Origin of the sequence: Maribacter sp. Asnod2-G09 (assembly GCF_045063795.1) — a bacterium.
Taxonomy (GTDB): Bacteria; Bacteroidota; Bacteroidia; order Flavobacteriales; family Flavobacteriaceae; genus Maribacter.
On sequence record NZ_JBEFOA010000002.1, the window covers coordinates 226,994 to 251,825 of the forward strand.

Annotated in this window: 12 protein-coding genes; 5 read left to right on the forward strand and 7 right to left on the reverse strand. The window is 35.0% G+C overall.

Translation table 11 applies throughout. The annotated features are described in order from the left end of the window. Nucleotides 1-102 precede the first annotated feature (102 nt). Entirely contained in the window at nt 103-1,251 is a 1,149-nt protein-coding gene (locus ACJJVT_RS01020) for an MFS transporter (RefSeq protein WP_405395719.1), read from the forward strand. A gap of 6 nt (nt 1,252-1,257) precedes the next feature. On the opposite strand, the gene ACJJVT_RS01025 is transcribed toward ACJJVT_RS01020, so the two are convergent. The 3 genes from ACJJVT_RS01025 to ACJJVT_RS01035 all read right to left on the reverse strand — a co-directional run bounded on the left by ACJJVT_RS01025 (nt 1,258) and on the right by ACJJVT_RS01035 (nt 4,414). Next, nucleotides 1,258-2,424, reverse strand: a complete 1,167-nt coding sequence (locus ACJJVT_RS01025; RefSeq protein WP_405395720.1) for a hypothetical protein — start codon at nt 2,422-2,424, stop codon at nt 1,258-1,260. Between the two features lie 105 nt (nt 2,425-2,529). After that, nucleotides 2,530-3,690 carry a hypothetical protein gene (locus tag ACJJVT_RS01030; RefSeq protein WP_405395723.1) on the reverse strand — a complete coding sequence of 387 codons (1,161 nt, stop codon included), beginning with the start codon at nt 3,688-3,690 and terminating at the stop codon, nt 2,530-2,532. A 43-nt stretch (nt 3,691-3,733) separates the two neighbouring features. Then, nucleotides 3,734-4,414: a hypothetical protein gene (locus ACJJVT_RS01035; protein ID WP_405395726.1), complete on the reverse strand. Its 681-nt coding sequence runs from the start codon at nt 4,412-4,414 to the stop codon at nt 3,734-3,736. 78 nt (nt 4,415-4,492) lie between these two features. Between ACJJVT_RS01035 and ACJJVT_RS01040 the strand changes: the two genes are divergently transcribed. The 4 genes from ACJJVT_RS01040 to ACJJVT_RS01055 all read left to right on the forward strand — a co-directional run bounded on the left by ACJJVT_RS01040 (nt 4,493) and on the right by ACJJVT_RS01055 (nt 6,832). Beyond that, nucleotides 4,493-5,119, forward strand: a complete 627-nt coding sequence (locus tag ACJJVT_RS01040) for an RNA polymerase sigma factor (protein WP_405395727.1) — start codon at nt 4,493-4,495, stop codon at nt 5,117-5,119. After that, nucleotides 5,119-5,310 carry a hypothetical protein gene (locus ACJJVT_RS01045; protein WP_405395730.1) on the forward strand — a complete coding sequence of 64 codons (192 nt, stop codon included), beginning with the start codon at nt 5,119-5,121 and terminating at the stop codon, nt 5,308-5,310. Before ACJJVT_RS01040 ends, ACJJVT_RS01045 begins: the two co-directional genes overlap by 1 nt. A 21-nt stretch (nt 5,311-5,331) precedes the next feature. Next, on the forward strand, nt 5,332-6,165 hold the full coding sequence (locus tag ACJJVT_RS01050) for a mechanosensitive ion channel family protein (protein WP_405395731.1): 834 nt from the start codon (nt 5,332-5,334) through the stop codon (nt 6,163-6,165). A 118-nt stretch (nt 6,166-6,283) separates the two neighbouring features. Then, nucleotides 6,284-6,832 (forward strand): ClpP family protease, encoded by a 549-nt coding sequence (locus ACJJVT_RS01055; RefSeq protein WP_073247218.1) that lies wholly within the window; start codon nt 6,284-6,286, stop codon nt 6,830-6,832. 152 nt (nt 6,833-6,984) lie between these two features. Here the strand turns inward: ACJJVT_RS01055 and ACJJVT_RS01060 are convergent, their stop codons facing one another. From ACJJVT_RS01060 to ACJJVT_RS01075, 4 genes are all read right to left on the reverse strand, one after another. After that, nucleotides 6,985-8,931: an OmpA family protein gene (locus ACJJVT_RS01060; RefSeq protein WP_405395733.1), complete on the reverse strand. Its 1,947-nt coding sequence runs from the start codon at nt 8,929-8,931 to the stop codon at nt 6,985-6,987. A gap of 18 nt (nt 8,932-8,949) precedes the next feature. Then, on the reverse strand, nt 8,950-9,852 hold the full coding sequence (locus ACJJVT_RS01065; RefSeq protein WP_405395734.1) for a type IX secretion system membrane protein PorP/SprF: 903 nt from the start codon (nt 9,850-9,852) through the stop codon (nt 8,950-8,952). A 287-nt stretch (nt 9,853-10,139) separates the two neighbouring features. Further along, entirely contained in the window at nt 10,140-23,993 is a 13,854-nt protein-coding gene (locus ACJJVT_RS01070; protein ID WP_405395735.1) for a Calx-beta domain-containing protein, read from the reverse strand. Then, the gene (locus ACJJVT_RS01075; RefSeq protein ID WP_405395737.1) at nt 23,993-24,217 is read right to left on the reverse strand and encodes a hypothetical protein; all 225 of its coding nucleotides are present in this window, start codon (nt 24,215-24,217) and stop codon (nt 23,993-23,995) included. The genes ACJJVT_RS01070 and ACJJVT_RS01075 overlap by 1 nt, the downstream gene beginning before the upstream one ends. Nucleotides 24,218-24,832 lie beyond the last annotated feature (615 nt).

Sequence of the window (24,832 nt, forward strand, 5' to 3'; positions counted from 1 at the left end):
AAAATAGAAAATAGAAAGGTATTTTTTGAATTTTAACCAACAACCAACAACCAACAACCAACAACCAACAACCAACAACCAACAACCAACAACCAATTCTAGATGAAATCATTACGATTAATTTTAGGGAATGCTAGATACTTCGGTCCTTCTTGGGTTTTCGCTAGTATCAATATTCTATTTGGTACATGGGCAATCTATATACCTGCGGTAAAAGATGCTTTGGAAATCAGTAAATCTGAATTAGGTATAGCCATATTCTTCTTGGCATTAGGGGTATTTACCGTTTTTCCATTTGCTTCTGGTATTGTCAATAAATTTGGAGTAGGTAAGGTCACTTTTTACGGCGTAATGATGAGCTGTACTGCGGCTATGTTGCCGTTATTAGCGTCTAATTATTATGTGTTGATGGTGGCATTATTTCTTTTTGGAGCGGCAAACGGTATTACCGATATCGCTATGAATACTTTGGTAACCGAGATCGAAAAAAAAGACAAAGTAAAGTTTATGGCAGCTTCACATGGTTTTTTTAGTCTTGGCGGAGTATTGGCAGGTTTGGGTAGTTTTTTAATTGGTCCGTTATCAAATCCGGTATTACACATGTCACTTGCCGTCTTGTTGGTAGTATTGGTCAATTTGAAATTTAGGAGTCAATATTTTTCAGAAATAGCAGAGGAAATTGAAAACGAACCATTTAGCTTAGGGCTTTTAAAGCCACTATTGTTGCTAGGTCTTATTTCATTTATAGCAATGGGTAGCGAAGGAGCTATAGTGGATTGGAGCGGATTGTATCTTAAGGAAGTAGCCTTAGCTCCGGAAGCTTTATGGGGAATCGGATTTTTGGGTTTTCAAATTACCATGACTTTAGGTAGATTTTTAGGTGATGGTATCAGCGATAAAATAGGTTCGGTTAAAATAGTGACTTTGGGAGCTGTTTTTGCGATACTAGGTTATTTTTTAGTGCTTTCAGCTGACATTACTTTAAGTATTATAGGTTTCACTTTGAACGGATTGGGTTTTTCTGTAATGGTGCCTGAAGTTTTTAGAATAGGAGGGAATGTAAAAGGAATTGAATCCTCTAAAGGCATTGCATTTATAGCAGGTACGGGTTATGCGGGGTTTTTATGTGCGCCACCGATTTTGGGTTTTTTAGCGGAAAATTACAGTTTAACTAGAAGCTTTGTGGTATTGCTTGTTTGTGCATTTCTCATACTACTATTTACACTTTTGTTAAAACGAAAAACGGCTTAGTTTTTCCTAATTTTTAATATTGCTCTTGATTTTAAATTCGCTGTTGGGATCTTGTATTTTTTCAATAAAATCTAACATCTCATCAGTTAATAGCAATTGGTTTTGTGCATTCCAGTAACTCTGGTCGTAAGGGTAGTTTATTTTAAATAAATCTTTTGAGGTACTCACATTTTTCTTTACCTCAAAATCGCCTTCATTATCTGAAGTAGTTAGAATAAAAGAAACATCGTAGTATGAGGTATATGAATTTTGCTCATCGGTCAATTCAACCTTGACGTCATATTTTGCTGACGATATGTAGTATTTATTAGTGTTCAATGATTTATTAAGTGACATTTCTTTTTTTACTGAGACAGTTCTGTATCTAGTTTTACCATCTTCCTTGTATGGATTGTTCTTAAAATCAATTTCCATTAAAATTCGCTCTATGGCGTGGTCTTCATTGTTAATTATATAGTAACCAACAACTTTTTCATTGTCAAACTCAGGCTTGGTGTGAAAACTTAGATTTATTTTTTTGCCATTGTTAAAAGTTGATTCGGTCAAATCAAAAGCATCTCCTGTTGCATTCATCGGAGTGAAGTTCATGAATAGTTGGTAAAAAGTTTCGAAGATGAAATACACTTGTTTTTCATCTTTTACAAGACCAACTTTACGCATATTAGTCAACTCTACTTTAAAGTCTTTTTTATCGGGATCTATCTCTTTAGTGTATAGAAGTGTTCTCCTTTCCAACTTTCCTTGTAAGTCTTGAATACGGGTAATTTCACCATTATACCGTAGTACGCCTCTTAACAAAAATTTCTCTTTATAAGGATAAATAGGGTAGTTTGATCTCACAGAATCCCCAACCTTTTGCCATAGCGTTTTTTCGTTAGTAACGGTGACTTCGTTTAATTCTAATACACTTTTGTTGAGGTAGATGGTGTCCTTTACTTTTTGAGAAGTGGTTATAAGTTTATCATAGCCAACTCTGTAAACGATAATAGAATCTGAGCTAGAAGAGAACTGAAACCTTCCATCAGCATTGGTCATCGTATGGTTTTTACTATTGTAAATACCAACAAATTCTAATGGAGAATTGTCGGCACGATCCAATACAATAGCACTAGTGCTATTTTGGGCATAGCTAAAAAAAGAAAAAAGGAGTATTGTGAAAAGTGGAAATTTCATAATTGGTTAGTTGTTTGTGAACAATATCAAACTCCGTACCAATTTACCCGACATCAGCTCTTGTATGAAAAGAGGGAAATGAACATTCTAATCTTGGGCTTTATCTTAATTCTTGAGATTACTACTAACTTTGAAATCGTTTTGTGGGTCTTGTACTTTTTCAATGAAGGCTGTCATTTCATCAGTTAGTAGCAATTGATTTTGTACATCCCAATAGTTAGGATTGTACGGGTAGTCTAATTTAAAAAGGTCTTTGGTAACATTTGCATTCTTAGTAACTTGAAATTTTCCAAAATTATCTGAGGTCATTAATACAAGATTTAGGCTGTGATTTGCCTGATATGATTTCTCTTTATCTGTAATTATAACATTAAAATCTATACTTCCAGAAGTAACATGGTAAAGGTTTTTGTTTCTATCTTTTTTAAAAAAAACGTGCTGTTTTGTATAGTTGGTTCTGTAAAGTGCAGATTTATTAGTATTAAAATGCCCTAATTTATTTAAGATTTCACACTTAAATTCTGTGATTGCCAGATTGTTAGTTTCTAAAATATAATATCCTGTAATTTCTGTTGAGTCAGAGAGTTTAGAAAACTCGACTTTTATATTTTCACCATTATTAAATTCGTTTTCAGAAATATCATATTTAGATTCGGTTATTTTAATATCAGTAAGCGAGTTGTAAATTGATTTCAATGACGGAAAAATTAGATAGATATCTTTGGCATCATTTTTTAGACCTAATTTTCTCATATTGGTCAATTCGACAAGAAAGTCTTTTTTTGATTCTTTGGTAGAATCATCCTTAAACATGTTTTTGATAGATAGTTTGCCGGTTATATCTTCAATTCTATGCATCTCGCCATTATACTTATTTATTGCGCGGAGCATAAATTTCTCTTTATAGGGTTCAGAGCTGTAGTTTGAGTTCAGCGATTCATATACTTCTTGTAGAATTGATTTTTGATTTGTAACCACTACCTCATCTAATTCTAAAATGCTCTTTTCTAGAAATATCGTGTCTTTTAAGTGGTTAAAACTAGCTTTGATTGTTTGATACCCAGGTCTGTAAATAACAACAGAATCTATAGTTGAGGTAAACTGAAAACGCCCATCAGCATTCGTCATTGTATGATCTTTACTATTGTAAATACCGACAAATTCTAAAGGAGAATTGTCCGCACTATCCAAAACAATAGCGCTGGTGCTGTATTGGGCATAGCCAAAAAAAGAAAAAAGGAGTAATGTGAATAGGGAGAGTTTCATAATTGGTTAGTCGTTTGTGAATAATATCAAACTCCGTACCGAATTATTTCACCTCTACACCTGTAAAGAAAAGAGAGAAATCAGCATCTGGTCTTTTATGCATCATGCTAATGTTCAATCCATTTAGCATTTTATAGTTTTCCCAAGTTGTAGTCATATTAGGTTCTGACTGATTTTCTTTTCGGTATACCCATTCTTTGATGATAAAATCATCACCAAAATAATAATCGTAGGCATCACCGGGCGTATAACCGCCATCGTTTGAATATACCGTGGTCAATTTATGCATGGTAGCTTTACTGATCGGAGCTTCTACACCTTCGGTATGTTTATAAGTAAAACTTTTTTGATCCCATACCAATTGGTAAGGAGCTAGTAGCCAGAATTTATCATTCACAAATCCGCCATCGGTTGCCATCATAGTACTATCTACTGCTTTTCTGTTATAGGTAATAGTATCTTGTCTGGTCATCATGGTAACTTCGTTAGACGATGTTTTCCATAGCCAAGTACGTTCAAAGTGCTCATCTTCACGGTCTACATTAAAGGTAAATTTGATACTTTGTACATCTTTCCAGTTTCCAAATCCGTTTGCATTTGCGATTTTTTCAAGAACTGTCAATTGCGTATCTTCGGCAACAGCAATTTTAGGCTTTTTTTGGTCGGTTTTACATGCTGTAAAAACACTTGATATAAGAATGGAAAGAATAATTATTTTTTTCATTTTCAGCAGATTTTCAAGTAAATATATCAATTACAGTATCTTTAACCTACTTTTATTTTTTGTAAACCATCTATCAAAGTGACATTTCTTAAAAAGCTATGTTTTATTATTATTGGAAACCAATTCAATGAGAAAACGGTTTCTAGTGGTAAAAACGAAGAATATACCGATTTAGAGTTAGTAGAACGCATTGTTGCTAACAATGACTCTATGCTCTTTGGTGTGCTCTATGATAGGTACTCGAAATTGGTTTACAATAAGTGTTTGGGTTTTGCTAAGTCTAATAAAGAGGCAGAAGACTTGACCCAAGATATTTTTCTAATGCTTTATGTAAAATTGGGTTCGTTTAAAGGAAATTCAAAATTTTCTACCTGGTTATATTCGTTTACCTATAATTTCTGTGTTAATTATGTAAATAGAAATAAGGAGAGAAAAATAAATGATAATTCAGTTAAGTTTGAAACACATGAAGATGTACCGGTAGAGGTAACAGATAATTTGTTACTAGAAATGCAAGTCGATAAACTTAAGAAAGCCTTGGAGCTTATAGCACCTGAAGATAAATCGATATTGTTATTGAAATATCAAGATGGAGCATCAATAAAAGAACTAGAAGATATATTAGAACTTAAAGCAAGCGCTATTAAGATGAGACTGAAAAGGGCAAAAGCCAAGGTTACTGAAATGTATAAAACCCTAAATTAATGTTAGAACAGAACCAAAATCCATTTAAGAATTTAGACGGGGACCTAAAAGACGTTCCGCCAGAACTACGTAAAAAAGTTATGGACGACGTTGCTACGGCTAAATTGATTATGGAGTTATCGGGACTGTTTACAGGTAGTTTTGCCTCGATAATAGAAGGTATGTTACAGACGAAATCTAAAAGCAAATAAAATTAAAGTAGAATAAGTTATATGGATACAGTTGATAAGTGGAAAGACCTCACCTTCCAATCGTTAAGTAATATTTTCAAAGATATTGCCTCTGCATTACCGGGAATTTTCGGAGCATTCATCGTTATTATTTTTGGTTGGATCATCATTAAGGTGGTCACTTTTGTTTTAAAACGAATATTTAAAGCAATCAAATTAGATAAAGCTTCTGAAAAAATTAATGAAGCAAAATTATTTGGAGATGCCGATATAAAAATAGATTTACCAAAAATCATTGTCACTTTTATCAAGGTATTATTGTGGTTAGTATTTATAATTGTTGCCTCAGATATTATGGGCTTAACCATTATATCGACCGAAATTGCAAACCTATTAAGATACTTGCCAATATTATTGTCGGCAATGATCATTTTTATGATTGGGCTGTTTTTAGCAAAAACCATAAAAGAAACTATTGTAAAAGTATTTGATTCGATTGGTCTTAGTGGTGGTAAACTTTTAGGTAATGTTTTATTCTATCTAATTATCATATTTGTAAGTATTACTGCATTGAACCAAGCAGGTATAGATACACAGATTATCACTAATAACTTTACAATTGTACTAGGTGCATTCTTATTGGCAATCGCATTGGCATTGGGCTTAGGGTCTAGAGAGATTGTAGGTGACCTATTAAGAACATTCTACTCAAGAAAGATTTATGAGGTAGGGGATAAGGTTAAAATAGGAGATTTACAGGGTACAGTAATCGGTATTGATAATATTTCAATGATACTGAAAACGAAATCTGGTAAGGTTGTTATTCCTATTAAAAAGGTAGTAGAGAAAACAGTTACGGTAGAAGAACAATCCTAATCGAAAATTAACGTTTTTCATTTATAAAGAACAGATATGGTAATAATTCAAAATGTTATTGCTACGTATGTTTATGAATTAATTCATTAATTTTGTTAGAGATAAATAAACTTAAAATATGAGTGCTAAAAAAGGAAAAATTCAGGAAGCCATAGATGAGAAAATGCTGGAGGAAAGAAAAGTCTTTCTTTGGGGTATGGTTGATGACGATTCTGCAAAACATGTAATTGACAGGTTGTTATATCTAGATATGCAGAGCGATAAAGAAATTCAATTATATATTAATAGTCCGGGTGGTTATGTTACTTCTGGTTTTGCAATGTATGATACTATAAAAGCATTAAAGAGTCCGGTTTCAACTATCTGTACAGGTTTGGCGGCATCAATGGGTTCTATCTTATTATCAGTAGGTAAAAAGGGAAGAAGATTTATTCAGCCACATGCACAGGTAATGATTCACCAACCAAGTGGTGGTGCAAGAGGTCAAGCTTCTAATATTGAAATACAAGCTAGAGAAATTATAAAGACCAAAGAGTTAAGTGCACAAATTTTAGCAGATAACTGTGGTCAAGATTTTGATAAGGTTTTGAAGGATTTCGATAGAGATTATTGGATGAATGCAGAAGAGTCTATTAAATATGGTATCGTTGACGGTATTATGGAATAGGTTACAGCAGCTATAAAAATTAAAAAGTCCTTTACCAGATTGGTAAAGGACTTTTTTTTGGTTGGTAATTAACTTTTGGAAAACAAAATGTTATCCGGTCTTATCTTAAAGCGATAAGGTTGTTGTTGAATTTATGAGGTATTCTTAAAAAATTATTTAGATGCCAATACACCTTTTTTGATTTGCATAATCGGGAATTCTGTTCTTCTGTTTAGCTCTAATTCTTCAGCAGTACAATCTTCTTTGCTAGTACATTTATTAATAGGTACACGTTTACCAAAGCCTTTGTAAGAAACAATTCTATCTTGTGATACGCCGTTTTCAATAAGGTACTCATACGTAGACTTCGCCCTTCTTTCAGAAAGGTCATCATTGTATTCGTGACTACCTACGGGGTCGGTATGTGCTTCTAGCTTAATAATCATATCTGGGTAGGTGTTATTCATAACACGAACTACTTTATCTAATTCTCTCGCAGCATCTGGTCTTATATCACTTTTATTAAAATCGAAATATATTTTATTAAGTCCCGCTAATAATTTTAAATCCATAACAGGTTCAAGAACAATATCTTGCCTCATTATTTTTTGAGCCTTTGGTGTTTTTGACGTGTTGAAGTAAACGTTTTTATGAGGGTGGGTTTTTCTAACCGCCTCTATCATATAATTTGTTTTTCTATTAACGGGGAATCTATAGTACCCATTTTCATCTGTAGTGGTCTGTGCAACCATTGTATTGGTAACTTGATCAAATAATTTAATTTGAACACTATCAAGCATTTGGTTGTTTACGCCATCTACCACATAACCTTCAACATCTAATGCAGGTGTAAATTTAAATTTATAGATGTCATCACTACCTACTCCACCTTCTCGGTTAGAACTTACGTAGCCGTCTAGTCCGTTTGGTAAACCATAATACGCAAAATCGTCACTAGAACTATTGATAGGCGTACCTAAATTTATAATGTCAATAACCTCATCTTCTTCATTAGAAATGGTTGAGAAAACGTCTAATTGACCAAACCCAACATGACCATCAGAACTAAAGAATAGTTTTCCTTCTTCGTTTATAAAAGGGAACATTTCATTGCCTTCCGTGTTTACAATAGGTCCGGCATTAATAGGTTCTTGTACACCACCACGTTCATGAATTTCAGCATAGTATATATCGGTGCCACCATAACCACCAGGTCTATCCGATGCAAAATAAATGCGTGTTCTCGCAAGATTTACAGACGGATGCCCGGTGGAATAATAGTCACTATTAACCCTAAGGTTACTATTTTCTTCCCATTTGTTATCAACTAGTTTAGCCGTGTATATTTTTAAATTTATTTCATTAGATACTCCGTACCCAGCTTTCTTGTCATAGAAGTTATTTCGAGTAAAATACATGATAGTATCATTCTTATAATCCGTAGAAAATGCTACAGAACTTTCATGATATTTTGTATTGATATTTCCTTTTACGCGTTTAGGTTCAGAGAGTGGATTATCCTCTTGAACTACAAAAAGATCTAACCAAGGCTCATCGTTCCAGCCATAACTTTCACCTGTTACAGCATCTCTTCTTGAAGAACCAAAATACAAGTTGCCCATAAATCGATACACACCAAAATCGCTGTCGGTAGAATTGAAGGCGACCGGTTCAACTTCGTAACGTTGTCTACTGTTGAATACAACAGAAGCTAGGTTACCGTCTTGTAAAAATCGCTTAACACGAGAATCGTTCTTATTGTATTTTTTATATTTTTTCAACCAAATTTCAGACTCCTCCATATCGCCATTGGCGTATAAAGCCATGGCATATTTAAAATAGTAATCTGTAGGTAGGGTGGCATTATTTATTACAGCGCTAAAATGAGGAATAGATTTTTTATAGTCGCGTATTAGTAAATAACATTCTGCTAATTGCTGATGTGCATATTCTGCGTTGAAATCTGTTTCTACCATTCGTTCATACTCAGGTATCGCTAAAGAGTATGAGAATTTACTGAAATAGTAATCAGCCTTTTTTTGTGATGCTACCTGTGCAATAGATAATTGAACTACTAGTAAAAGCAGCATTATTACTACAATATTTTTATAATTTTTCATCTTATCGATTTTAAATTATTAGAAATATCTAGGTGACTTAACAGGCCCTAACACCTTTTTGAAAAGTTCATAGATTAAAATAACTTCGTGTGTACCACCAGTGTAAGGTCTTACTGCTGAGGTAGGTAAATCATAAGCGTAACCAACTCTAAAATCTCTAGACACTTGGTAGTCCATCATAGCACCAAAGTTCGATGCATCGTTTACACGGTAAGAAGTACCGATCCAAAATTTTTCATTGAATAAAAAGTTAATGGTAAAATCATACGTTGCCGGGGCACCGTTGGTGAATTTTGTAATAACGGTAGGCTTGAATTTTGTGGTTTCAGAAAGGTCGAATACCATACCACCAATTGCGTAGTAACTATTACGCTCTATAGCTTCAAACTCACCATCGTTTAAATCTGTATTTAATATTCTAGGTGATGAAACACCAGCATACCATCTATTTGAACCGATATAAAAACCAGCACCAAAGTTTGGATTTATGTTATTGAAATTAGCATTAAAGAACTGATCATTAGGATCAGGATTTTCTAAGTTATAGCTAGTGAAACCACCTTTAAGTCCAAAGCGCATATTAACTTTTTGGTTAACAGGAACGGTATAAGAGAAATCTCCGTAGAAATAATTTGTACTTTCAAAACCTAACTTATCATTGATATATGATACACCAATACCTACACGCTCATTTTTCATAGGAGAATGTATTGATAGGGTACTAGTTCTTGGATTACCTTCTAAACCTGCCCATTGATTTCTATGCAAAATTGTTGCGTTTAACGTTTCTCTACTACCGGCATATGCTGGGTTAACAGAAATCGTATTATACATATACTGCGTAAACTGGGGCAACTGCTGTGCGCTTACAAAGGCACCTGTTAAAAGTAGAATGGCTAAAAGTAGATTAGCTTTTTTCATGGTTGTGTTTGGGTTTAGCTTTAAAGGCTATATGTTAATGTATAAGTAGGTTATCTTATTGGTTACAAATTTAATAGCTGTTGTCAAGTATTTAAAAAATAACGGCTGACACCCCAGATTATTCGTTCTGAAACAGCATTTTCGTTCAATTGATATATTTATCGGACAAACTAAATTAAGTGTGTAAAAGGCTTGTTTGTAGTGATTTATATTGGGTTGTTAATCGGTAAAATAAAAAATACCTCATCATTTTAAAGATGAGGTATTATGAATTATATTTCTAAATTTTAATTAGTACCTAGGTAGATATAGCCATTAAATGGTTCTAGAATTGTACCGGTATTTGTATCGGTAGCATTAATAATGTAGTAGTACGTACCGGTCGGTAACATTCCAGATTGTCCGAAAGAACCATCAGGAGATTCACCGCCCCAGTCATTTTGATAATCTTTAACCTCGGCAACTTTAGTACCCCAACGGTTAAATATCATAACATCAAAACTAAAGGCACAATACTCTACACCTTTGATTTCAAAGAAATCATTTACACCATCTCCGTTAGCGGTAACTGCCTTAGAGATTTCTATATCACCTTTACCACATGGCACACATTCTGTGTCAACGATAACGGTAAAGTCAACATAGTACTTACATGTACCTTCAGTAGAACTATAGGCAATTTTGTATTCACCAGGTTTGTGTGCCATAGGATCAAAATAATTTTGCTCCAATACTACATCGCCCTCTAGAATCATGAATGTACCATTACGGTCGAAATCTGCCGGTAGGTAATTCAATAAGTCAATTGGTTCTTCTTCAATACAAACGTTTATAGTAATTTCTTGCAATTGTGGTTGCAGCACAAAAACGATTTGTTCGAAAGAAGCAGTGTTGCCACAAGAATCAGTTACGTGCCAGTTTCTAATAATCATGTAATCATCAGAATCATCGGCTTGTTGCGTTTCTTCATTGTAAACAACATCAAAATTACCACAGCCACCCGTAAATACCATTTCTGGTGCATCAGGAATATCGTCACCACATATAATGGTAACTTCTTCTTCGTACGGCTGACTCATAATTGGTCCAGTAGGTTCTACAGTAATTACCTGCGTGTGTTCAACCATGTTACCTGCGCAATCAGTAGCTGTCCAAGTTCTGGTAACTGTATACCCTAGAGCACAGTTTTCATCATTTGTAATCGTTTCTTCAAACGTTACGTCAATATTAGGCTCACAAGAATCTGTAGCCGTTAGTGTAGCTGCATCTGGTACCATACCACATTCAACCGTCATATCTTGAGGTAGCGTTTCATTGAAAGTTGGTGCAACCGTATCTTCAATAGTAATTACTTGTGTATGTGTACGAACATTACCAACACAATCGGTAATCGTCCATGTTCTAGTAATCGTATATTCCGTAGCACATTCGTCATCTTGACCAGCAATTAGTTCTTCATAAACAACAGTAATGGCACAAGTGCTATCAGAGGTTATTACAAAAGCATCAGGAATTGCATCACAAGCTTCAATAGTTTCATCGGTTGGCCAACCTTCATCACCATCATTATCAATAATAGTAACCGTGGCAATATTATCTGATAATATACCTAAAATCGGATTCGAGATATTTTCAAGAATTACACTGAAAGTTTCAGGGTCTTCAATGATGATATCATCAATAATAGGAATTGTTATAGTCTGTGTATTCGGGTTTGTTCCACCAAATGTCAATGTCTGCGTATTACGAGGAACTCCTGTATAATCCATTCCATCAACAGTAGAACCATCAACGGTATAGAACTCAACCGTAAATTCATCTTGAACATCTGCATTCAGTACTACGTTAATAGTTACCGTACCAGCGTCTTCATTTACCTCTATCGAAGTAGTATCGAACTCAACACCGTAAAGTAATGGGTCGGCATCGTTATCAATGATATTCACTGTAGCCGTATCATTGGCAAGAATACCAACAATAGGAGAGGAGATATCTTCAAGAATAACCTGGAAGTTTTCTGTAGCTTCAATTAACGTATCATCTATAATAGGAATTACGATGGTCTGTGTATTTGAATTTGTACCGCCAAATGTCAATGTCTGTGTATCTTGAGGAACACCAGTATAATCGCTACCAACTATGGTTGTGCCATCAACAGTATAATATTCAACCGTAAACTCATCTTGTACGTCTGCATTAAGCACTACATCAAGAGAAACTGTACCTGCATCTTCATTTACATCAATTGAAGTAATATCAAAGGCAACTCCATATAGTGATGGATCTACATCGTTGTCAATTATGTTAACTGTAGCCGTATCATTGGCAAGAATACCAACAATAGGAGAAGAGATATCTTCAAGAATTACTTGGAAGTCTTCTGTAAATTCAATCAACGTATCATCAATAATAGGAATTATGATGGTCTGTGTATTTGAATTTGTACCACCAAACGTCAAGGTCTGCGTATCTTGAGGAACACCTGTATAATCGCTACCATCTAAGGTAGTACCATCTACAGTGTAGTATTCTACCGTAAACTCATCTTGAACATCTGCATTAAGAACGACATCAAGAGAAACCGTACCTGCATCTTCGTTTACATCAATTGAAGTAATATCAAAAGCAACCCCATAAAGCGATGGGTCAGCATCATTATCAATGATATTAACTGTAGCCGTATCATTGGCAAGTATACCAACTATCGGAGTGGATATATTCTCTAATATTACTTGGAAATCTTCTGTAGATTCAATCAACGTATCATCAATAATAGGAATTACGATGGTCTGTGTATTTGAATTTGTACCACCAAATGTTAATGTCTGAGTATTTTGAGGAACACCCGTGTAGTCACTACCATCTAAAGTAGTACCATCTACAGTGTAGTATTCTACCGTAAACTCATCTTGAACATCGGCATTAAGTACAACATCAAGAGAAACTGTACCGTCACCTTCATTTACATCAATTGAAGTAATATCAAAGGCAACTCCATAAAGAGATGGGTCACTATCATTATCAGTGATATTAATAACACCTTGATCATCATTGATTGTAATTAACGGAGTAGATAAGTTTGAAAGGTCTATAAATAGACTTTCAGTTAACTCTATTAATGTATCATCTATAATACTAATTGTAATAGCATGAGTTTCTCCGTCAGTACCAGCAAATGTCAATTGACCAGAACTAGTAGTGTAATCACCAGGTTCAATAGCAGAGTCATTAGTAGTTGTATAATCTAATGTGAATCCGCCTTGCACGTTTCCGGTAAGTAATACATTAATTGTAGCTGTACCTGCAGCTTCGTCTATAGTGATATTATCATTGTCAAATGATATACCAGTAACTCCTGGTATGTTATCATTATCCGTGATATTGATATTACCTTGGTTATCATTGATGGCGATTAAAGTTGTAGATAGGTTTGAAAGGTCTACAAACAATCTTTCAGTTGCTTCAATGATGTTATCATCAATAATTGTTACGATTACAGGTTGAATTTCTCCATCAGTACCTGAGAAGGTTAACTGTCCTGCATCGGTAGTATAATCACCAGGTTCAACAGCTGTATCATTATTGGTAGTGTAATCAAGCGTGAATCCGCCCTCAACATTACCGGTCAATACTACATTTATAGTAGCTGTACCTGCAGCTTCATCAATAGTGATGTCATCATTCTCAAATGAAATACCAGTAACTCCAGGTATATTGTCATTATCCGTAATATTGATATTCCCTTGGTTATCGTTAATACCGATTAAAGAAGTAGAAAGGTTAGATAAATTCACCAACAACGCTTCTGTTACTTCAATAATATTATCATCTATAATAGTAACTATAATAGGTTGTAATTCGCCATCGGTACCGGCAAAGGTCAATTGACCAGAATTACTAGTATAATCGCCAGGTTGAATTGCAGTACCATCTGCCGTAGCATAATCAATAGTAAATCCGCCAGGTACATTACCTGTTAATTGTACATTAATTGTAGCTGTGCCAGCAGCTTCATCTACCGTGATATTATCATTTTCAAATGCAATACCTGTGGTACCTGGTATATTATCATTATCAGTAATACTAATATTTCCTTGGGTTTCATTAATAGCTATAACAGTAGTAGACAAATTAGATAAGTCTACAAATAACCTTTCCGTTGTTTCAATTAAGCTATCATCAATTATACTAACGGTAATAGGGTGTATTTCACCATCAGTACCTGCAAATGTTAACTGACCTGCACTAGTAGTATAATCACCAGGTTGGGCAGCAGTATCGTCATTGGTCGTATAATCTAAAGTGAATCCGCCTTGAACGTTACCGGTCAATACTACATTTATAGTGGCAGTACCAGCAGCTTCATCTATTATGATATTATCATTTTCAAATGAGATACCTGTACCGATCACATTATCATTATCTGTAATGTTGATATTCCCTTGGTTGTCATTAATCGCAATTAAGGTCGTAGATAAATTAGAAAGGTCTACAAACAATCTTTCGGTCGCTTCAATGATATTGTCGTCGATGATGGTTATAGTTACCGGTTGAATTTCACCATCTGTACCAGCAAAGGTTAACTGTCCTGCATCAGAAGTGTAATCACCTGGTTCTACAGCCGTATCATTATTAGAGGTGTAATCTAAAGTGAATCCGCCTTGAACGTTACCTGTCAACAATACATTGATAGTTGCAGTACCTGCAGCTTCATCTACTGTGATATCATCATTTTGGAAAGAGATACCAGTTGTACCCGGTATATTGTCATTATCCGTAATGTTGATATTCCCTTGGTTGTCATTTATAATAATTAAAGAAGTCGATAAATTAGAAAGGTCAACTAATAACCTTTCAGTGGCTTCAATGATATTATCATCAATAATAGGAACAACTATAGGTTGAATTTCGCCGTCATTACCATTGAATGTTAATTGCCCGTTGGTAGGGGTATAATCGCCTGGTTGAATAGCAGTGTCATTATTAGTGGTATAGTCTAAAGTGAATCCGCCAGGAACATTACCAGTTAATTGCACATTTATTGTTGCTGTACCCGCAGCCTCATCTATAGTAATATCATCATTTTCAAACGCAATACCAGTAGTACCAGGTATATAATCGTTATCTGTGATTTTGACGTTAGCTTGGTTGTCGGTAATAGTAATTAATGTAGTCGATAAGTTAGAAAGGTTAACGAATAAACGCTCTAATGTCTCAATGACACTATCATCGATAATTGTTACCGTAATAGGTTGTAATTCACCATCGGTGCCTGCAAAAGTCAATTGACCTGAACTGGTCGTATAATCATCTGGTTCAAGCGCAGTATCATCGCCAGTAGTATAATCTACAGTAAAGCCTCCGCCTACATTTCCAGTTAATAAAACATTGACAGTAACTGTACCGGCAGCTTCATCAACTGTAATATCATCATTTTGAAAAGCTAAACCTGTACCGGCAATATTATCATTGTCAGTAATATTGATATTACCTTGACTATCGTTAATAGCAATTAAAGTTGTAGAAAGGTTAGAAAGATCAACAAATAACCTTTCAGTAGCCTCAATAACAGTATCATCGATTATGGATACGGTAACAGGGTGTATTTCACCATCAGTACCTGCAAAAGTTAACTGACCAGATGTTGCCGTATAATCTTCAGGTTGAACAGCCGTATCATTATTAGTGATATAGTCTAAAGTAAATCCGCCTTGAACATTACCTGTAAGTAAAACATTAATCGTTGCTGTACCAGCATCTTCGTTGATAGTAATATCATCATTTTCAAACGAGATACCTGTTGTGCCTGGTATATTGTCATTATCGATAATGTTGATGTTACCTTGGTTATCGTTAATTGTAATTAATGATGTAGAAAGGTTAGAAAGGTCAACCAATAATCTCTCGGTAGCCTCAATAATATCATCATCAATAATAGTTACCGTAATAGGTTGAACTTCACCATCAGTACCTGCAAAAGTCAATTGACCAGCAATGCTAGTGTAATCGCCCGGTTGAATGGCAGAATCGTCTGCAGTAGCGTAATCTAAAGTGAATCCGCCTTGTACATTACCAGTTAAAAGAACATTTATAGTAGCAGTACCATCGGCTTCATTAATGGTAATATCATCATTTTGGAATGAAATACCAGTTCCGGCAAGGCTATCGTTATCTGTAATATTGATAACACCTTGATCATCATTGATCGCAATTAATGTAGTAGAAAGATTAGAAAGATCAATAAACAAACCTTCTGTAACTTCTATGATACCATCGTCATTAATAGCAACGGTAATTGGTTGTAATTCGCCATCTGTACCTACGAAAGTTAATTGTCCGCTATTTGTGCTATAATCACCTGGTTGTGTAGCGGTATCATCATTAGTTGTGAAATCTAACGTGAAGCCACCTTGAACATTACCGGTAAGTAAAACATTAATAGTTGCAGTACCTGCAGCTTCATCTACTGTGATGTTGTCGTTCTGGAAAGATATACCAGTTGTACCAGGTATATTGTCGTCATCATTGATAGTACCGGTCGCTGTATTTGTCGGTTGTTCATCAAGGAAGCCAACATTAATATTCGATTGTATGTTAGATAATGTGATTGTAAAATCTTCTGATGGTTCTATAAAACTGTCATCAATTATTGGAACATCTATATTTACAGAATTTGTAGTGCTGTTGAATGTCACCGTACCTGTAAAAGAAGTGTAATCGTCAGGTTCAATAGCAGTGCCGTTAGCAGTTACATAATCAACAGTAACCGTTTCACCCGGAGCAATAGTACCAGTGAAGGTAGCCACAAATCTAGCATAGGTATCCGTACCTTCGGTAACAATAACATTGTCATCTGCAAAGGAGATACCAGTACTGCCAGGAACATTATCATTATCGGTTATACTTACAATACCTTGGTCATCATTAATGGTCGGTGTATTTGTGCCACTTGTAAGCTGAACAAAGAATTGTTCTGTAGTTTCTATGATACTATCATCATTGATTGTAATGGTGACCTGACGTACCTCATTGTTCGTACCTGCAAAGGAAACAACAGTATTTAAGACCGAAACATAATCACCTGGTTGTAGTGCAGTATCATCTGCGGTAGCATAGTTTAAGGTGAATCCACCAGAAACGGTACCTGTATGTGTAATTTCAAGAACAGCAGTACCGGCATCTTCATTAACGGTAACGTCAGAAATTTGAATTCCGATCGGGTTACCACTTTCACTTACGTAAATGTATTGTGTATGACTTGTAGAATTGCCAGCACAGTCATTGGTAGCCCAAGTTCTTATAATTGTATAATCGGTACTTGTATTGTCACCATCATACGTTTCTGTAAAATTAACCGTAGAATTAGAATCACAGTTGTCATTAGCGGAAAGTACTGGAGCTACAGGAATATTGTCATGAGCAGCATAAGAATCTTGTGGCAAAGACTCGTTGAAAGTCGGAGCCTCTTTATCTTCTATTGTAATAACTTGAGTGAAAGTATCACTAACTCTACCACAAGCATCGGTAAATGTCCAAGTATTGGTATACGTACCTTCCGTTGGGCATGCACCAGATTGTACAAAGTTACCAGCAGTTTTATCTAATGTAAAATTACAAGATGCCGTTGCCGGTATTAAAGAATTAGCATTGTTCAGCGCGGCAATATTATCACAAGCAACAGTTCTGTCCAATGCATTTGGTGCTGTAGACCAATTTACTTGTGCAGGCTGTTGTACATCAATAATCGTTGGTGTATGCGTACCAATACCACAAGAATCTGTAGAAGAAGAACTATTTGTAGTAATTGGGTCTCCATTAGTAACGCCACTATAAGTAGCATTTGCCTGTAATTCAAAACTAGCTGTACAAGCAGTCTCTAAAAAGTGGCATGCCTCAATAATTTCAATATTGAAATCAAGATCATAATTATCACCCATATCGGTGAAACCATTTTGAGCTGTAAAAGTTAAGGTTCTTGTTGTTGGGTCGTAAGAATGTGTTACACCTGCTGGTAATGTGCCTACACTCTCAAAATCAGCTTCAATTGGTAATACGGTAGTAATCACCAAATCTTGAATATCATCATTACCTGTGTTGGTAACGTTTAATGTTAAAGGTACTGTATCACCTGCATTGAAAGGTCCGGTTGCGTTTGTATTTAAACTTAAGGCACCTAAACTTGGTAGATAAACATCTACACTTAAGCCCATTAAATATAGACCATACGATTCTTGATCCGTAGTAATTTTAAATCGGGCAAAAGTCTGATCATTTTCTATATATCTATTAGCTGTATTTGCTAAAGGAAAAACGGTAGCATCAAATCCTAAAGTGTTTGTACTAGCGGCATTTCTATTTACATAATTTAGACCATCAATAGTAATTCGGCTATTAAAGAAATTGTCTTCGTCTCTTAATGTAGTCGATAATTTAGACCAGTTATTTGAAGTATCATAAATTAATAATTGATCACCGGTAAGGTCACGGTCACCTTCTAAGGCGCCTAACATTACATTAGCATTTATATTTCCATTCGGAATGGTTTCAAAACCACTAAAGTTAAATTCTGTTTCACCTGCACCATCAGAAGCAAAAGTGTGAACGTAACCATCAAATAATGTGATGTTTTTAGGGTCAAGAGAAACATTTTCATATACAAATACAATTTGCCATCCACCAGAAGTACCGGTAACATTTGCAATACCATGCGAACGTAAGTCCATTTCAGTAGCTTTTACATTACCTACTTGGTACGAACCGAAAGGAGTAGAAAGTGCATTTATATCATCTGTAATATCTTTGATACAAACGTATGGGTCATTTTGAAAATGATCATTACGACCTCTATAAATAACCTCATCGGCAGAAACTGTTGTGTAAGAAGATTGACCAGGCAGCATTAATTTTACCTGATTGTAATTCCAAGATGGTTCAATTGCGCTACCACCAGTTGTACCATCATATTCCTTATCTGCAGCAGCCCAGTATAGGTATGCTTTCTTAATATTTAAACAGCTTAAAGTTGGCTCAGGATTAGCTAAGTTGGCATTGGTAGAGTTAAATGTTGTTGGATCAGAATCGATATCAACAAAAACATTATCATTAAAATCGTGGTTACCAGCTTCACCATTATAATTACCAGTTGCATTTCTTGAAAGAACATTATTGGCAATCATGGTGAAATCACCATTAATACTACCAGAATAACGAATTTCAAAATCTTTTTTAAGGTTGGTGTCGTTTACAAATATGTTGACTACCGCTTCATCTTCAGAACCGTTAGAATCCACTATCTTATATCTAAAAGTATCGTTACCGTTAAAAGACGGACTAGGTAGATATTCAAAATAATCATCTGTAGCATCACCAGGTGTGCCATTATCCATTAGAGTAACGGTACCGTTAATTGGATTGTTTACTATTTGTAATGGATTAGTTGAAGCCGGTCCATCAAATCCGTAATCATCATTATCAAGAACAGTAATGTCTGCAGAAGCTTGATTTTGGAAAACAACAAAAGAATCGTTAACAGCAGTAGGTAAATGATCTATATCTGTTATAGTACCTATAGCTGTTGGGGCAGATGCCGTAATTAAGTTTGGTGAAATTGAAGTAATCGTTATTCTTAAAGATTCATCACCTTCAATCAGTGCATCTTGAATAATATTTACAGGAACCTGAATAACTTGTGACGTAGCACCTGAAAAGTTAAGCGTACCAGTTTGTGAAGCAACAGAGTAGTCACTACCAGCTGTGGTCGTATTATCGGTTATATCGTATGTTGCTGTAAAGCCACCACTAACAGGTTTACCGGTATAGGTAACATCGAAATTTGCAGTAGTATTAAATTCATCTTCTGTAAAACCGGTAACGGCAATAGTACCTGTATCATCATTTGTAATACTACCGATTGCATCTGCATCTGTAATGCTAATTTTAGTTGAAGATGGATTGGAGATTGTGATACTTAAATCTTCATTATTCTCTATAAAATCATCACCTACTATATTAATTTGAACTGAGCCTACTTCGTTGTTAACACCTGTAAAGGTTAAGGAGCCAGACGTGGCAGGAGCTGTAGTCAATGTGTAATCAACGCCAGTTGTCGTAGTAATATCAGCAATATCGTATGCCAGGGTAAAACCACCATTTAATCTATCTCCAGTATAGGTGACATCAAAATTTATACTGTTTGTTTGTTCTACAATACTAAAACCGGTTACTGAAAGAGAACCACCATCATCATCGGTAATTACTCCTCTAGCTTGGTTGTTCAATAAATTAACTCCTACATTAGAACGAATAGCAACTAAGTTTACAAAGAAGTCTTCTTCATTTTCAATTACATTGTCACTTATGATCGGTACAACAATATTTTGAGTTTTTGTAGTATTGGTAAAAGTTAACGTTTGTATGGTAGCATTAGGGTTGAAATCTGTTGCATTGTTAGCAGAACCATTATTTACAAAATAATCTACTTCAACGGTTTCACCAGTATCTACATCACCATTAAATTCAACTACAAAAGTTGCATTAACATTATCGGTTGGGTCTCCTTCGGCAACCGTAACTGTTGCGTTTTGAAAATCTATCCCGCTAGTGGCGGTATTGTCATTGTCAGTAATAGTACCAGTGCCTGTAGGATCCACAATATTAATTAATATTGTAGACAAGTTTGAAAGCTGAATGTTTAAATCTTCGGTAGCTTCAATAAAAGAATCTTCTGAAATTGTTACTGTAATTGTCTGTTGGTCATTATTTGTAGCGCCAGTAGGGAAACTTAACTGTCCTGTTGTGAGCGTAGTACTATAATCTTTACCAGCAGTAGCTGTACCGTCTGTAATATTATAATCAACCGTAAAACCAGTTTGAATATCGTTACCATTATAAGTGATAACGAAATTTGTGCTTCCTGCAGATTCGCTAACAGAAAAATCAGCAGCACTTAAACCTGTAGTAGCTGTTTTAACATCATTATCGGTAATGGTACCAATTGCATTGGCATCGACCAAATTGATTAGTGTTGTTGATAAATTCGTTAATTGAAAATTGATGGTTTCATCAGATTCAATAATAGTATCGTCATTGATATTGATACTTACATTTTGCACATCGCCATTTGAGGTTCCGGCAGGGAAAGTTAGCTGACCGATTAGGTCAGGATTACCGCTGAAATCTGAACCGTCAGTAGCTGTAGCACCAGTTATAGTATAATCTACTGTGAAAGCATTTTGTAATTCGCTACCGTTATAGGTTACTACGAAATTAGTGGTGCCAGTATTTTCATCTACAATGATATCAGCAACTGTTAAACCTGTAGTGGCTGTTTTTGTATCATTGTCTAAGATAGTACCCACTGCATTTGGGTCAACCAAATTGATAAGTGAAGTAGAAAGATTAGTTAATTCAATATTCAAGTCTTCATCACCTTCAATAATAAGGTCATCAATAATTGTAACATTTACAAACTGTGTTGCTCCATCTGTAGTACCGTTTGGAAATGAAACTTGTCCGGTTAAAGAAGCACTATAATCCGTACCTGAAATAGCAGAACCATTTGTTATAGTATAGTCTGCAGTAAATCCGGTTTTAACGTTACCACCATTGTAGGTTACTACGAAATTAGCTGATGCAGTAGATTCGTTAAAATTGATATCTGCTATAGATAAACCTGTAGTTGGGGTAGTGTCGTTATCTGTAATTGTACCAGTAGCATCTGCATCTATAATAGCTAAAAGACTGTTAGAGATATTCGATATTTGTATTGTTAAGCTCTCATCGCCCTCAATAACGGTATCATCTGTAATCGCTAATAATAAAGGTTGCGTATCTCCATCGGCAGTACCGGCAGGGAAAGTAACTTGACCTGTTAGGTTTACATTATAATCTGAACTAGAAGTTGTACTTACATCGGTAATTACATAATCAACTGTAAATGCATTTTGAACAGTTGGGCCGGTATAGGTCAAAACAAAATCTACCGTACCCACATTTTCATTCACTGTAAAATCAGCTATAGAAACTCCGTCACCAGCAGATGGTGTATTTATATTGGTAATTGTACCCGTAGCTGTATCTGTAATGTTACCAGTATTAGTGGATCCGTTAGTCATACCTAAAGTAAAGGTTTCATCACCCTCAATTAAAGCATCGTCAATGGCTGGTATTAAAATATTGGTATTTAAGGTATTACTAGGAATCGAAAAATTAGTTAATGCCGTATAATCTGTAGCTAGAGTAGTAATATTTGTATAGGATAAATCAAATGTTACCACCTCATTTACTGCGTGAGAAAGGGTAACTGCAAAATCTAGGTCAGTGCCTTCGGCAGTACTATCATCGGCAATTGCTATCGTAGGTCTAATAAATAAATCAGCGGCGTTAGAATAGGTATATGGCGTACATAAGTTTTGACTGTCAAAAGCACTAAAACGATACTGATTACCACTTTCTGTACTAGTAATCGTAGTTAATGTCAAAGCTGTAGTAGTAGCTCCTGAATAAACTCCGCCATTTGAAATCGGATTCCAGCTAACACCATTATCAGCACTAACTTCCCATTGATAGGTAAGAGCCGTTCCATTAATTGCAGTTGTGTAGGTAACCGTATCACCTAGGTTAGCAACTCTATCGGTAGGTTGCAAGGTTATGCTTACCGTTTGAAAAGCTGTTGTTACTTTGCTATCAGTACCCGTATAGCCACCTTGACCAATTACACGCCCAGTAGAAGCGTCAACTGTTCCATCGGCAACCGATAGAGGAGAAGTACCTAAATAATCATCATCATCAGGATCTGTATGTCCTGCTTCCACAGCATCTGGGCAACCATCATTGTCAGAATCAGAATCTAAACTATCTATAATTGAGTCACCATCCGCATCTCCCGAACCTTCATTAATATCGGTAATACCATCATTATCATCATCTTCATCAACTAAATCGTTAACTCCGTCAAAATCGGTATCTAAATCATCATCTGTAATAGTAACAATACCTTCACCAGCAACAAAAACAATATTTTGTGGCACGTAATTGGTCATTGTATTGGGGTCTGGATTGTATGAAGGCACAACCGTGAAGAACTCGGTAGATTCGATTATAGCATCATCGATTACCCTAAAGTTTCGTGGAAAGTTTTGACCATTTGATCCATTAAAATTTATAAAACCATCGGTTTGGTCATAATCTGAAGATTCCAATGCGGAGTTATCCGAAGTGTCGTAATTTATTCTAAAATTATCTTGAACCTCTCCATTTAATGTAAATACAATTCTAGCATTACCAACAGATTCTAGTTCTGTAGTATTACTTAAATTAATTGTAGCGACGTCATTATCATGAATACGTAATGCAGATCGTTCTGCATTGATACTAACTCTAGATGGCGCAGAACCATATTTGGTAGCTTCTGCCGCGTTTCTAGACTTAACTCCGTTAAATTCTTCAGAAGGTTCAGCAATAGTATTGTCAATAGTTGGTATAGGAATAATTATTTCTGAACCAGCTACTGAACCTGCAGGAAAAGTAACTGTAGTAGTAATGGAGTTAAAATCAGAACCATCAGTTGCCGGGCTCGATGAGCTAGGGTTAGTTTCTACAGAAAAATCAACACTATAAGCATCTTCAATACCAACGTATTGTTGACCGCCAGAATTGGTGCCGTTAGATAATGATAAACTATATTGTATTTCTTCACCTTCTGTAATGTCATAATTTCCACCGGTAACATATGCAATATCAGTATCTGTAATAGTACCGATACCATTGGCATCAGAGAAAGTATACGTACTTGAAGGATCGCTTAACGTTAATGTGAATTCTTGTTGTGTAACCTCTACCCAATCATCGTTTAATGCAGCAACAGTAAATGTATCTGTAGTGTTTAATAGAAAACTTAAGGTAACTGAAGTAGGTCCGTTGTAATCTGCTGCGGTTGTAGTACCATTATTTGCGTATGCAATATCAAAAGTATAGTTGCCTGTTAGCGGAGTACTAGAGGTGACTGTAAAAGTCATATTAGACCCTTCGTTCGCACTTGCGTCAGAAACTGAAAAGGTCTGTGCCATTACATCTGCAGAACCAAAAAAGAACCACATGACAAATAACAATATTGTCGATTTTATGAAAGTAGTATTCTTCATTATAGATTCTTTGTATTAGTTGGTAAAGTAGATTGAGTTGTAACCATTTTAGAGGTATTAGAAAGGTCAACCTGATGAGCACTTTTATAGTTCTTCACCATATGATCAAAATTGTATACTCCGGAATAAATAAACGAAGATGCCTGCCATCCAAATTCAGGATATGCAGAAGTTAAATTTCTGTAAAGGGTGATGATGTTGTTAGAAGTGTCAATTGACTTCATAATAATGGTTAAGTTTAATTCTTAATATTAATCCTTAACCTTATCAAAAATGATTGCAAGTTGTATGCAAAACATTATTGGCTAGCAGGTTAAGAAAAGTTTTTAGAACAGATTTGGGATCTAATTCTGATACAAAATTAGCACCTAACTGTTTAAAAACTAAATTTTATAGTCCACACGGTGTCATTCGTCGATGAATATACGTTGGCAAAATAACGTTGATACCTTATGAATATTTAATTCTTGTTGTGAAGCATTGTTATTCTGTGGTAATTAGTTTGTAATCTGTTTCTTTCATTTATTGATAAATATTTTTTTGTTTAATCATTTATTAATTTTAATACATTGATAATCAATGAGTTAAAATTAATTTTTATTATATAATAGCCTAAAGTTTAAACAAAAGGTGTTTTCTACACTTAATGTATAATTGTTGTAGACTGTTAAAATTGTTGTGAAAGAAGCGGTTTAAATCACTTAAAGTAGCGAGATGTATTTTATCGATAAAATCAATGTATTCAACTGATTAGCGATAATTATAAAGTCGCAAATGAAGATTTAAAAGTGTATTTTTTTAATGAATTTGAACTAAATAAAAACACCTTTTCATAGTTA

Bases quoted from the DNA above. Each gene is read 5' to 3' on its own strand.
- ACJJVT_RS01020 (WP_405395719.1), top strand. From the start codon at position 103: ATGAAATCATTACGATTAATTTTAGGGAATGCTAGATACTTCGGTCCT.
- ACJJVT_RS01025 (WP_405395720.1), bottom strand. From the start codon at position 2,424: ATGAAATTTCCACTTTTCACAATACTCCTTTTTTCTTTTTTTAGCTAT.
- ACJJVT_RS01030 (WP_405395723.1), bottom strand. From the start codon at position 3,690: ATGAAACTCTCCCTATTCACATTACTCCTTTTTTCTTTTTTTGGCTAT.
- ACJJVT_RS01035 (WP_405395726.1), bottom strand. From the start codon at position 4,414: ATGAAAAAAATAATTATTCTTTCCATTCTTATATCAAGTGTTTTTACA.
- ACJJVT_RS01045 (WP_405395730.1), top strand. From the start codon at position 5,119: ATGTTAGAACAGAACCAAAATCCATTTAAGAATTTAGACGGGGACCTA.
- ACJJVT_RS01050 (WP_405395731.1), top strand. From the start codon at position 5,332: ATGGATACAGTTGATAAGTGGAAAGACCTCACCTTCCAATCGTTAAGT.
- ACJJVT_RS01055 (WP_073247218.1), top strand. From the start codon at position 6,284: ATGAGTGCTAAAAAAGGAAAAATTCAGGAAGCCATAGATGAGAAAATG.
- ACJJVT_RS01060 (WP_405395733.1), bottom strand. From the start codon at position 8,931: ATGAAAAATTATAAAAATATTGTAGTAATAATGCTGCTTTTACTAGTA.
- ACJJVT_RS01065 (WP_405395734.1), bottom strand. From the start codon at position 9,852: ATGAAAAAAGCTAATCTACTTTTAGCCATTCTACTTTTAACAGGTGCC.
- ACJJVT_RS01070 (WP_405395735.1), bottom strand. From the start codon at position 23,993: ATGAAGAATACTACTTTCATAAAATCGACAATATTGTTATTTGTCATG.
- ACJJVT_RS01075 (WP_405395737.1), bottom strand. From the start codon at position 24,217: ATGAAGTCAATTGACACTTCTAACAACATCATCACCCTTTACAGAAAT.